General features: G+C 68.5%; 12 protein-coding genes. 10 read left to right on the forward strand and 2 right to left on the reverse strand.

Annotated elements, in window-relative coordinates; all coding sequences use genetic code 11:
- Positions 1 to 236 precede the first annotated feature (236 nt).
- The 10 genes from JW364_RS14945 to JW364_RS14990 all read left to right on the forward strand — a co-directional run bounded on the left by JW364_RS14945 (position 237) and on the right by JW364_RS14990 (position 8,546).
- Entirely contained in the window at positions 237 to 977 is a 741-nt protein-coding gene (locus JW364_RS14945; RefSeq protein ID WP_205334090.1) for an SDR family oxidoreductase, read from the forward strand.
- Positions 974 to 1,855 (forward strand): NAD(P)-dependent oxidoreductase, encoded by an 882-nt coding sequence (locus JW364_RS14950; RefSeq protein ID WP_205334091.1) that lies wholly within the window; start codon positions 974 to 976, stop codon positions 1,853 to 1,855. Before JW364_RS14945 ends, JW364_RS14950 begins: the two co-directional genes overlap by 4 nt.
- Positions 1,852 to 2,241: a carboxymuconolactone decarboxylase family protein gene (locus JW364_RS14955; RefSeq protein WP_065629690.1), complete on the forward strand. Its 390-nt coding sequence runs from the start codon at positions 1,852 to 1,854 to the stop codon at positions 2,239 to 2,241. Before JW364_RS14950 ends, JW364_RS14955 begins: the two co-directional genes overlap by 4 nt.
- Before the next feature lie 8 nt (positions 2,242 to 2,249).
- Entirely contained in the window at positions 2,250 to 3,578 is a 1,329-nt protein-coding gene (locus tag JW364_RS14960) for an alpha/beta hydrolase domain-containing protein (RefSeq protein WP_205334092.1), read from the forward strand.
- A 124-nt stretch (positions 3,579 to 3,702) separates the two neighbouring features.
- Entirely contained in the window at positions 3,703 to 4,578 is an 876-nt protein-coding gene (locus JW364_RS14965; RefSeq protein ID WP_058252405.1) for an ABC transporter permease, read from the forward strand.
- A 5-nt stretch (positions 4,579 to 4,583) separates the two neighbouring features.
- Entirely contained in the window at positions 4,584 to 5,357 is a 774-nt protein-coding gene (locus tag JW364_RS14970; protein ID WP_058252406.1) for an ABC transporter ATP-binding protein, read from the forward strand.
- Entirely contained in the window at positions 5,350 to 6,972 is a 1,623-nt protein-coding gene (locus JW364_RS14975; RefSeq protein WP_205334093.1) for an FAD-binding protein, read from the forward strand. The genes JW364_RS14970 and JW364_RS14975 overlap by 8 nt, the downstream gene beginning before the upstream one ends.
- A complete protein-coding gene (locus tag JW364_RS14980) occupies positions 6,969 to 7,319 on the forward strand; it encodes a ferredoxin family protein (protein ID WP_058252408.1) in 351 nt (116 codons plus the stop codon). The genes JW364_RS14975 and JW364_RS14980 overlap by 4 nt, the downstream gene beginning before the upstream one ends.
- A gap of 46 nt (positions 7,320 to 7,365) precedes the next feature.
- On the forward strand, positions 7,366 to 8,400 hold the full coding sequence (locus tag JW364_RS14985) for an ABC transporter substrate-binding protein (RefSeq protein WP_205334094.1): 1,035 nt from the start codon (positions 7,366 to 7,368) through the stop codon (positions 8,398 to 8,400).
- Positions 8,397 to 8,546, forward strand: coding sequence for a hypothetical protein (locus JW364_RS14990; protein WP_231742467.1), 150 nt, complete (start codon positions 8,397 to 8,399; stop codon positions 8,544 to 8,546). Before JW364_RS14985 ends, JW364_RS14990 begins: the two co-directional genes overlap by 4 nt.
- A gap of 109 nt (positions 8,547 to 8,655) precedes the next feature.
- On the opposite strand, the gene JW364_RS14995 is transcribed toward JW364_RS14990, so the two are convergent.
- Positions 8,656 to 9,828, reverse strand: coding sequence for an alpha/beta hydrolase family protein (locus JW364_RS14995; RefSeq protein ID WP_205334095.1), 1,173 nt, complete (start codon positions 9,826 to 9,828; stop codon positions 8,656 to 8,658).
- A complete protein-coding gene (locus JW364_RS15000; protein WP_205334096.1) occupies positions 9,825 to 11,282 on the reverse strand; it encodes a wax ester/triacylglycerol synthase domain-containing protein in 1,458 nt (485 codons plus the stop codon). The genes JW364_RS14995 and JW364_RS15000 overlap by 4 nt, the downstream gene beginning before the upstream one ends.
- Positions 11,283 to 11,285 lie beyond the last annotated feature (3 nt).

Genomic DNA, 11,285 nt, shown 5'->3' on the forward strand with positions numbered 1-11,285 from the left:
CAACCCGAACCCCCCACCACGCACCCATCCCGACACGCCAACCGGCCGCCGGGCCGAACACCCACGCCCACACCCACCACAGGACCCTGTTGACACAAACCCTCATAGGCTGCTCAGGGAGCAGATTTGACCGCCCCCTGAGGTGCGAGCAAACCGAGCCGTTACCCCCGCTCCCTGAGGTGCGAGCGAAGCGAGCCACGAAGGGCCAGCACATCATCCACACAGAAAGCAGGACAATGAGTTCCAAGCGTTTCGAGAACAAGACCATCATCGTCACCGGCGCCGCCGGCGGGATCGGCGAGGCCTATGCGCGTGCCCTCGCCGCGGAGGGCGCGAACGTCGTGGTCGCCGACCTCGCCGACGAGAAGGGCAAGCAGGTAGCGGCCGACATCGGCGGACTGTACGTCAGCACCGATGTCGCGGACGAGGATTCGGCGAAGGCGCTCGCCGCCGCCACCGTCGACGCCTACGGTTCGATCGACGGTCTGGTGAACAACGCCGCGATCTACGGCGGGATGAAACTCGACTTCCTCATCACGGTGCCCTGGGACTATTACAAGAAGTTCATGAGCGTGAACCTCGACGGTGCGCTCAACGTGACCCGGGCGGTCTACCCGCACATGACCAACGGCGGCGGCGCCATCGTCAACCAGTCCTCGACCGCCGCATGGCTGTACAGCGGCTTCTACGGGCTGGCCAAGGTCGGCGTCAACGGCCTGACCCAGCAGCTCGCCACCGAACTCGGCGGGCAGAACATCCGCGTCAATGCGATCGCCCCGGGACCCATCGACACCGAGGCGACCCGGAGCACGACGCCCAAGGAGATGGTCGCCGACATCGTGAACCGGCTGCCGCTGAAGCGTTTCGGCACTCCCCAGGATCTCGTCGGAATGTGCCTGTTCCTGCTGTCCGACGAAGCCGGGTGGATCACCGGGCAGATCTTCAACGTCGACGGCGGCCAGGTCATCCGCTCATGAGCGAGTCGTCCCCCATCCGTCTGGGGTATGTCGGACTCGGCAACATCGGTGGGCCGATGGCCGGGAGCCTGGCCGCCTGGGCGGGTGGGCTGACGGTGTTCGACCTGTCGTCCGACGCCGTCGCGAAGGTCGTGGAGAAGGGCGCCACCGCTGCGGAATCGCTCGCCGATCTCGCCGCGTCGGCCGACATCATCGGCATCTGCGTGCTCGACGACGCGCAGGTCCGAACCGTGGTCGCGGGTCCGGACGGCCTGCTGTCGGCAGCTCGCCCGGGCACCGTCATCACCGTCCACTCGACCATCGCGCCGGAGACCGCCGTCGAACTGGCGGATCTGTGCGCGGCGCGCGAGGTGACACTGCTCGACGCACCGATCTCCGGTGGTGCGATGGGCGCGGCGTCGGGCCGCCTCGCCATCATGGTCGGTGGACCGCGGGACGCGTACGAGAAGCTGAAGGAACCGTTCGCGCTCACCGCCGACATGCTGGTCCACGCGGGGCCCGAGGTCGGCGCGGGTACCCGGATGAAGCTGGCGCGCAACCTCCTCCATTTCATCTCGTTCACCGCGACCACCGAGGCCGCGCGACTGGCCGAGGCCGCCGGCATCGACATCACCAAGCTCGGCAAGGTGGTCCGGCACTCCGACGCCGTGACCGGCGGGGCCGGGGCGATCATGTTGCGCGACACCACCGCTCCCGTCGAGCGCGACGATCCCTGGTACGGAATCCTCGCCGGCGTCCGTACCCTGGGCGAGAAGGACCTGACGCTCGCACTCGCACTCGGTGAGGAACTCGGCGTCGACCTGCCCCTCGGGCAGCTCGCGTTGCGGAACCTGGCCACCGGGCTCGGTGTCCCCCACATCGAAGGAGAACCAGCATGACCCGATCCAACATCTCCGACGACGCACCCGACGAGGCACGCAAGCGCGGCCTCGCCAAGATGTCAGAGGTCTACGGCTGGGAGGTGAGCGACGGCCCGGGCGACTACTTCGCACACACCGCCGACCAGGTGTTCGGCAATGTGTGGGCGCGAGACGGTCTGTCCAACCGTGATCGTCGGCTGCTCCTGCTCGGCGCGCTCGCCGCGAGCAACAACATCGACGTCGCCGAGATCCAGGCCGGTGCCGCACTCGGGAACGGAGAGCTCACCCCAGAGCAGCTCGAGGAGATCAGCCTCTTCCTCTGCTACTACGTAGGCTGGCCGCAGGGCACCAAGATGCACTTCATGTTCGGTGAGGTGATCAAGCAGCACCGGAAGAAGAAGTGAGTCGACCCATGCGGTTTCGAGTCCTACAGGGCGGCGACGGGTGTTCGTTGCTCAGCGCCTCTCCCCTCCCCGACCTCGCCGCGGCCGGATACACCGACATCGAGTACGCGGCGTCGGGGGTGGCCGAGAAGATCGTCGGGGACCCGCCCGCGCCCGCCGCCGAGTTCACGACCCGGGTCGTCGTCCGACGCCCAGCGGAGCCCGCGACGTTCAGCGGCTGCGTTGTCGTCGAGTGGCTGAACGTCAGCAGTGGCGCCGACGCCGCCCCCGAATACTCCTATGTGGCTGCTGAACTGGTCCGTTCCGGGCACGCCTGGATCGGGGTCTCGGCCCAGTTCGTCGGAGTGGAGGGCGGCACGGGCTCGGTCGGCGTCGCGACCGGTGCGCCGCAGAGTCTCGCCGCCAAGGACCCGGAACGGTATGCCGGACTCCACCATCCTGGTGATGCGTACTGTTACGACATCTTCAGCTCGATCGGACGGGCCGCCCGGGACACCGCTGGGGCCGACCATCCCCTCGCGGGCCTGACGGTCGCCACCGTGCTCGCGATCGGCGAATCACAGTCGGCGATGGCCCTGACGACCTACGTGAACGCCATCGGCCCGGATGCGGCGCCGTTCGACGGATACCTCATCCACAGCCGCGCGGCCGCCGGGTTGCCCGCAGGCGAGGTCGGTTCGGGCATCGACGTGGCGACCGTCTTCGGGCGCGAGCCCACCACGATCCGCGCCGACCTCGACGCACCGGTGTTCGTGGTGCAGACCGAGACCGACATCCTGACCAACTTCCGTTATCACACTGCGCGGCAACCGGATTCCGACCGGTTACGCGTGTGGGAAATGGCGGGCACGTCCCACGCCGACCTGCACCAGGTCGGCGACTTCGAGGAGTTCCTCGGCTGCCCCGACCCCGTCAACCGGGGTCAGCAGCGTTTCGTCCTGCGGGCTGCGTTGCGGCACCTGCGATCCTGGGCCGACGGTGGCGATCCGCCGCCGGCAGCCGACCCGCTGGCCCTCCGGGACATCGACGGCGCCGACCCCGTGTTCGAGCTGGACGACATCGGCAACGTCCGGGGCGGGGTCCGGACGCCGTGCGTCGACGCACCGACCCAGGTCCTCAGCGGGATCGTCGCCGACCCCGTCTCCCGCATCTGCCTGCTGTTCGGCACGACATTCCCCGTCCCCGCCGAAGCGTTGGCGGCCCGGTACGGAACGCGCGACGAATACGAGAAGCACTACCGGAACGCCGCCGACGCCGCCATCGCGGGCGGATTCGTCCTCGCCGAGGACCGTGACGAGCTGCTCGCCGACGCCAATCCGGACCTGATCCCGAACTGACCGTCCGCCGATTCGTCTCGGCGCGCGGCGGTTTGAAAATCACCATGACTCCAACGGTGCCGGTGGAGTCGAGTTCTCAGTAGCGTCCCAGAAGTCCTGCCAGCCCTCTCCCAGGCGGATTTCGATGACTCTAGAACTCACGACACCGGTCGGTGTCGCCCCCGCCCCGTCCGCGGCCGGGCCCGTCGACGTGCCGTCCGACGGCCCGGCGGCCCGAGTACGTCGGCGACGGCTCTCCCGTCACGCCGCCACACGCACGCTCCGTCAGTCCATCGGCCTGATCCTGGTCGTCGTCATCTGGCAGGTCGGCGCGCGGGGATGGCTCGGCGCGACCACCCCCGCACCCACCGAGGTGGTCGAGGCGGGCTGGGAACTGATCAGCACCGGTGAACTCTGGACCCATCTGGCCGCGTCGGGGCGGCGCGTCGCGATCGGACTGGCGATCGGGATCGCCATCGGCGCGGTGCTCGGCGCGGCCGCCGGCCTCTTCAAGGTCGCCGAAGACCTGGTCAACGCACCGGTCCAGGTGCTGCGGATGATGCCCGCCGTGGCCCTCGTCCCGGTCTTCATCATCTGGTTCGGGATCGGCGACTCGTTCAAGATCGCCCTGATCATCGTCGCCCCGATCTTCCCCATCTATCTCAACTTCCTCGCCGGCATCCGGGGCGTGGACCAGAAGCTCATCGAAGCCGCCGAATCGCTGGAGCTGACGCGTTTCGAACTCGTGCGATACGTGGTCCTGCCGGGCGCACTACCGCAGATCTTCGTCGGGCTACGACAGGCGCTGGGCATCGGTTGGCTCGTCCTGGTCGTCGCGGAGATGCAGACCACCCCGGTCGGTCTGGGCTTCCTGATGAACGACGCCAAGGAGTACCTACGCACCGATCAGATCTTCCTGGTCCTGGTGATCTACGCGGTACTCGGACTGCTCACCGACATCGGCGTGCGAATACTCGAGCGTCGGTTCCTGTCGTGGCGCAACGGATTCGAAGGTAGGTGAGTGGAATGTCCGCAGATCGAGTCGACGGTGTCCGCGTCCTCGGGGCCGGGCGCGAGTTCGACGGCCGGCGGGTTCTCGACCGCGTGGATCTGACCATCGCCCGGGGCGAGTTCGTCGCGCTGCTCGGAGCGAGTGGTTCCGGGAAGAGTACCCTTCTCCGGGGGATCGGCGGGCTCGACCGCGGTTTCACCGGCACGATCGAGGCACCCTCGGCCAAGGCCATCGTGTTCCAGGAGCACCGACTCATGCCCTGGATGTCGGTGTGGCGCAACGTCGCGCTCGGGCTGCGCGGCGGTGACACCGAGGCCCGCGCGCTCCGCGCACTCGACGAGGTGGGGCTGGCGGCCAAGTCCGGCGCCTGGCCGTCCACGCTCTCGGGTGGCGAGGCCCAGCGCACCGCGCTGGCACGCGCACTCGTCCGGGAGCCCGACCTGCTGTTGCTCGACGAACCGTTCGGCGCGCTCGACGCCCTGACCCGGATCAATGCCCAACGCCTGGTGGCCCGGTTGTGGGAAGCGCACCGTCCGGCAACACTGCTGGTGACGCACGACGTCGAGGAAGCCCTTCTGCTCGCGGATCGCGCGCTGATCCTGCGGGCCGGCCGGATCGCACAGGAGATCGTCGTGGATCTACCTCGCCCACGCCAGGTCACCGATCCCGAATTCGTCGCCCTCCGTTCACAACTGCTCGCCGGGCTCGGCGTCGGCGGAACCGACGCCGAATCCACCGGCCCCACAACGACACCGACAACGACACGCCGGGAGTTCACCCATGTCTGACGTACTGACCCTGTCCACGGACGTGCTGGTGATCGGCGGTGGTCCCGCCGCGACCTGGGCCGCCATCCACGCTCGCGACGCCGGAGCCGAGGTGATCATCGTGGACAAGGGTTACTGCGGCTCGTCGGGTACGACGGCCCCGGCCGGGACCGGGGTCTGGTACGTCGTCCCGGACCCGGACAAGCGCTCGGCGGCGAAGGCGAGTCGCGAAGCGCTCGGTGGGTATCTCGCGGACCACGCCTGGATGGACCGGGTTCTCGACAGGACCTACGCGAACATGCACCGGCTGGGCACCGAGGGTCGCTACCCGTTCCCGATCGACGAGCACACCGGGGAGCCCATCCGCACCGGTGTCCAGGGCCCGGAGTACATGCGTCGCATGCGCGCGTGGGTCCGGCGCCGCGGTGTACAGATCCTCGATCACTCCCCTGTCCTGCAACTCCTCACCGACAGCCAGGGCGCCGTGCGGGGCGCCGCCGGACACCAGCGGCAGACAGGCCGGGACTTCCGGATCTCGGCCGGCGCCATCGTCGTGGCGACGGGCGGATGTGCGTTCCTGTCCAAGGCACTGGGCAGCAACGTCGACACCGGCGACGGCGCACTGATGGCGGCGGAGGTGGGTGCCTCGTTCTCCGGGATGGAGTTCGCCAACGCGTACGCGATCGTGCCGAAGGGCTCCACGGTGACCAAGACCGCGTACTACGGCTACGCCACCTTCTTCCACGCCGACGGACGCATCGTCGAGGGTGCGGGATCGACGAAGGGGCGGTCGGTGATCGCACGGACTCTGCTGCAGGAGAAGGTCTACGCACAGCTGGACCGGGCCGATGAGCGAGTGGCGGCACAGATGCGCCAGGGTCAACCCAACTTCTTCCTCCAGTTCGACCGCCGGGGCATCAACCCGTTCACCGACCGGTTCGAGGTCGATCTCCTCGCCGAGGGCACCGTTCGCGGAACCGGTGGCATCGACATCGTCGACGCGGACTGCTGGACCGGCGTCCCGGGTCTCTACGCGGCCGGCGACGCCGCCACCCGCGAGCGGATCTGCGGTGGCTTCACCGGCGGCGGCAGCCACAACTCCGCCTGGGCGATGTCGTCGGGCGGTTTCGCAGGCGCTGCAGCGGCACGAGCGGCCCGCGACGCGGGCGGGGCATCCCCACTCGATCGGCTCTCGGGCGCCGGCACCGTCGGATTGGACTCCGCCCGGAGCGGGATCACACCCGACGAGGTGGTGACCGCCGCACAGGGCGAACTGATCCCCTTCGAGAAGAACTACCTGCGTCACGGCGACCGTATGGGTCCGGCGCTGAACGCCCTGGACTCGCTGTGGGATGAGGTCTCCGGCCCGGCCTACGGCGCCCGCACACCGGCGGGGCGCGTCCGCGCGCGGGAGGCGGCTGCGATCACCGCGGTCGGACGGTGGATCTACCGATCCGCACTCGCCCGCACCGAATCCCGCGGGATGAGCAAGCGCGCCGACCACCCCGAGCTCGACCCGGCACTGGGCGATCACGTCCGCACCGGCGGACTCGGCGATGTCTGGGTCGCCGCACCCGGATCGGCTGTCCGCCGGCCAGACCCGGCCCCTCGGCTCGCCGTCAGGATTCCCGCGTGATCGAGCTCGTCGTCGCGTCGGCGTGTATCGCCTGCGACAAATGCGTGAATGCCTGTCCCACCAACGTCTTCGACACCGGACCCGACGGCGTACCGGTCATCGCACGGCAGTCCGACTGCCAGACCTGCTTCATGTGCGAGGCGTACTGCCCCACCGACGCTCTCTACGTCAGCCCGGAGTCGTCCCCACTCGGCACCCGAGAATCGTTGCCGCTCGAGCTGATCGGCAGCTACCGGGAGCGGCTCGGCTGGGGCAAGGGGCGCGCACCAGGAAGCCTCACCGCGGTCGGGCCCCCGATCCCGCATGGAGACCCGCCACCCCGGCTCGTCGAGCAACACGCCGACTGACCGGCTCACCCCGTTCATCCCTTCAGATCGCCAGAACAGAGAAATCATGCCCACCACATCATCTTTCGGATCACCGCTGCGCCGGATCAGACGCGCCCTCGCCCTCTTGTCGGCGGGCGTGGCAATCGCAGCGGTGGCCGCGTGCGGTTCCGACGACGCGTCGTCGGCGCAGCGCGAGGTCATCGACACACTCCGGATCGGCGTCATCGGCTCGAGCAACGTGATCGCCGGTCCGGTCGGCTTCGCCCACAGTCGCGGGGAACTCCTCGAGGCCTTCGCCCCGCTCGGTGTCAACAACGTCGAGGTCTTCAACTTCCCGAACGGGCCCGATCTCAATCAAGCGCTCATCGGCGGACGCCTCGACGTGGCGAGCTACGGTGACACCCCGGCGCTGGTCGCCCGCGGCTCGGGACTACAAACCCGCCTGCTGTCGATCAACCAGTTCGACAACGATGCCGGCGTGGTGGCCAAAGACCCGTCGATCCGCTCGCTGGCCGACCTGGCGGGCAAGAACATCGGTGTGCCGAAGGGGTCCTACATCGACCGCTATCTGCAAGGCGCACTGGCCGAACAGGGCATCACCGCCAACCTGATCCACCTGTATCCGGCCGATCAGGAGGCACCGTTGAACTCCGGTGAGATCGACGGAGCGGCGCTGCCCGGCGTCATCCCGTCGGTGGCGCTGCAGACCTTCGAAGGCAAGGGATTTCACCTGGTCGACTCGGTCTACCGGGACCATCCCGATCTGGCCGGCACCAGCGTGACGGTCAGCAGTGACCAGTTCCTGGAGAAGAACCCGGACTTCGCCGCGACGTGGCAGCAATTGCACGCGTCGTCGGTCCGCTACGCGAAGGCGAACTGGGAGGAGTACCTCCAGTTCGAGCTCGGCAACTCCAAGGCACCCGAAGCCGCCGTCCGTGCCGCCGCCAACCCCGAGGGCTACTCCGAGGAGCCGTTCCTCGCCCGCGCCGTCGAATTGCTCACCGGCACCAAGGCTTTCCTGGTCGAGCAGGGCAGCATCGAAGAAGACTTCGAACTCGACTCCTGGCTGCAGCGTCCCGCGACGGGAGCGAACTCGTGACCGGGCCCCGGTTCGGGGTGTGGACCAATGTGTACGGCACCTGGGCGTCGGCACACCATCCCGACGACCCGGTCGACGCATCCTGGGAACGCAATCTCGCACTGGTTCGACGCGCGGAGGAACTGGGGTATCACAGCACCCCGTGAGGTGCGAGCGAAACGAACCCACCCCCCTGAGGTGCGAGCCCAACTACTGCTCCCTGAGCAGGGGCAGGGCGTTCTTTCGGATTAGGGAGCAGAAGAGGTCAGCGCTGCCTCACATCAGCGACCGCAGGCCCGGTTCGCTGTCGGACCGCGGGGGCGGGGCGGCGCGGAGGAATTCGTCGGTGGCCTGTCGGATGCTGCCCGAGATGGCATGTCCGACATGGCTACCGGAGTACCAGTGGACTTTCCCACCCCAGTGATTGTGTAGCTGCTGGGCGGCGGTCACGGAGGTCACCCGGTCGTTGAGCGCCGCGACCACCATGCGGCGTTCTGGTGTCGGAACCGGCTCCACGGACAGTGGGTTGATGACCGACGAGACCGCGCGAACCGGCTCGCTGCGCATCAACGACGCGAGATGGCGTCCCTTGGACCCGCCGCGCTCCATGTGATGAGCCAGGGTGGCATGCATCTCCAGCATCGGCACGACGGCGAGCACCGAGCTGATACGGGGGTCCATCGAGGCGACCATCGCGGCGATCGGTCCGCCGAGCGACGTCCCCGCGATAGCGATGTCGGCGGGTTCCTGACTCTCGATCCACGTGATGAGCGAGCGGATCTCGGCAATCGCCCGGATGGTGATGACAGTGTTGACCAATGGGTCGAACCCCGGATAGGCCACCTTCTCGACTCGCCGGGAACCGTGGGCGGGCAGGACGGGGAAGACCACGTCGTAGCCGAGCTTGTTGTACAGGTTGGCCGCGCGGAACGCATACAGGTCGTCGGCCCGCCCCTGGGCCGCCCCGTGGACCCAGATCAACCAGCGGCGACCGGTGCGTCGTCGTGACAGCACCCGCACCGAGGCGATCCCGTCGGCGTAGGGGTCGGCCGCGGCGATCGATTCCGGGAGCGGCACCGCCACCGAGTAGTCGATGTGATCGAACGAGGTGGTCCCGAAGGTCTTCCGGTTGCGGGAGACGATGCCGGGTGGGCCGGGGTCGAGGTGGACTCGCGACGGACCGAGGGCAGCCAGTTCATCTGCGACACCGACACATCGATCGACGCAGTCTTCCACGAAGTCGATCGGCGGGATGTCCCGGATCACCGAGTTGACCGCGATGAACAGCTCGTCGACGGCGGTCTCCCCGACCATCCGCGGACCGCAGTCCGCCGGCGGGACGCCCGTCGCGGGATCCCCGCGGCCGGCCGCACGCGAACTGCCGATCGCACGGGGCAGCACTTTCGCGAACAACCCCAGTCGTGCTGCTCCCGACTCCCAGTCGATCAACTCGCCTCCTGCGCCATCGCGGTACTGTTCTCGTCCTCGTCGGCGGTCGTCCGTCCGAGCGCATCGGCGGCCTCGGCGACCGCGTCGGCCACCCGCCGCAAGAAGCCGGCCGGATCGGGCATCGACTCCGGTGTCGCGATGAGGCCCATGCTGAGCCTGCCGGCGTAGCTGTAGGTGGTGAGGTTGACGTCGGCGGGTGCGATGGCCAGCGCGAACGAGATCCAGTCGATGACCTCGATGTCCCCGACCCACCGCGTGGTGCGCGGACCCGGCATGTTGGCGGTGGTGATGTTGTTCATCACCAGCGGTGCGCGATTCGCGGCCAGACCGCGGAAGGTCGGGCCGAGCCGTCCGGTGTAGGTGGCCAGCGCGTCGGTCAGGTCGAAGCCGACCTCGCGCCGGCATCGCACAGTCGCCGCGCAGCTCTCACCGGTGGCCGCGATCCGCTCGATCGGGTCGGCCAGATCCGACCTGAGATAGGCCATCGCGGTGGCGATCTCGTTGCCGTGCACACGGGTGGAGGCCAGGTCCTTGCATACCCCGAAGATCGAGACCGACACTCCCGGCTCCTCGCCGCGGGCGATGAGTTCCGCCCGGATCGCACCGGCGATGACACCGTGCAGAGCCCCGTTCACGGTGGTTCCGGTGGCCAGCGCGAGTCGCTGGACGGCGGCGAGCGGGATGTCGCCGGACGCACACACGCGTTCGGCGCCGCTGCGGGCGTTGAAACTCGTCCGACGGACCGTCAGGGGTTTCGGGATCAGTTCGGCATCGCCGGCCCGGCGTTTCGCGACAACCGCACGCGCCAGTGCCGACGCTGCCGACGGCAGGCGACGAACCATGTGCCAGGATTCCGAACGGGCTGCGCGCGTGAGCTCCTCGTCGTCGTGCTCGATGCGGGTCGCGCCGATCGGCGTCTGCTCGACCCGCTCATCCGGCCCGGCGGTCGCGGCCATGAACGTGTTGAGTGCGGCGAGACCGTCGGCGACGGCGTGATGGACGCGGACGATGACCGCCTGCCGCCCACCGGCGAGACCGTGCACGAGGGTCAGTCCCCAGAGCGGCCGACTCCGATCGAGTTGCCGGACGGCGAGCTCGGACAGGATCGCGTCCAGCTCAGCACGTCCCCCCGGTGCGGCGGCGGAACACTCGTCCAGGTGCCGGCGTACGTCGAAGTCGTTGTCGTGCACCCAGAAGGGGCGGGCGCCGTGTCCGCGCGCCCACGCGAGCCGCTGAGTCGCGCGCGGGAACATCCCGAGGTAGTCGGGCAGGACGTCGGCGATCTCGGTGAGATCGAGGGTCCGGCCACGACGGGAGGTGTCGAGCACCGCGACCTTCAGTGTGTGCATCGGGGTCGACGCCGATTCCATGTTCAGCATCAGCGCGTCGGGACCGGACATCCGTTCGGCGTCCAGAACTTCGGCGGAGCGGTCGATCTGCTTGACAGCGTTCATGAT

Origin of the sequence: Gordonia sp. BP-119 (genome assembly GCF_016924115.1) — a bacterium.
GTDB classification, from domain to species: Bacteria; Actinomycetota; Actinomycetes; order Mycobacteriales; family Mycobacteriaceae; genus Gordonia; species Gordonia hongkongensis.

Coding starts and splice junctions, on each gene's coding strand:
- JW364_RS14960 (WP_205334092.1), top strand. CDS start 2,250: ATGCGGTTTCGAGTCCTACAGGGCGGCGACGGGTGTTCGTTGCTCAGC.
- JW364_RS14975 (WP_205334093.1), top strand. CDS start 5,350: ATGTCTGACGTACTGACCCTGTCCACGGACGTGCTGGTGATCGGCGGT.
- JW364_RS15000 (WP_205334096.1), bottom strand. CDS start 11,282: ATGAACGCTGTCAAGCAGATCGACCGCTCCGCCGAAGTTCTGGACGCC.
- JW364_RS14985 (WP_205334094.1), top strand. CDS start 7,366: ATGCCCACCACATCATCTTTCGGATCACCGCTGCGCCGGATCAGACGC.
- JW364_RS14965 (WP_058252405.1), top strand. CDS start 3,703: ATGACTCTAGAACTCACGACACCGGTCGGTGTCGCCCCCGCCCCGTCC.
- JW364_RS14955 (WP_065629690.1), top strand. CDS start 1,852: ATGACCCGATCCAACATCTCCGACGACGCACCCGACGAGGCACGCAAG.
- JW364_RS14950 (WP_205334091.1), top strand. CDS start 974: ATGAGCGAGTCGTCCCCCATCCGTCTGGGGTATGTCGGACTCGGCAAC.
- JW364_RS14970 (WP_058252406.1), top strand. CDS start 4,584: ATGTCCGCAGATCGAGTCGACGGTGTCCGCGTCCTCGGGGCCGGGCGC.
- JW364_RS14945 (WP_205334090.1), top strand. CDS start 237: ATGAGTTCCAAGCGTTTCGAGAACAAGACCATCATCGTCACCGGCGCC.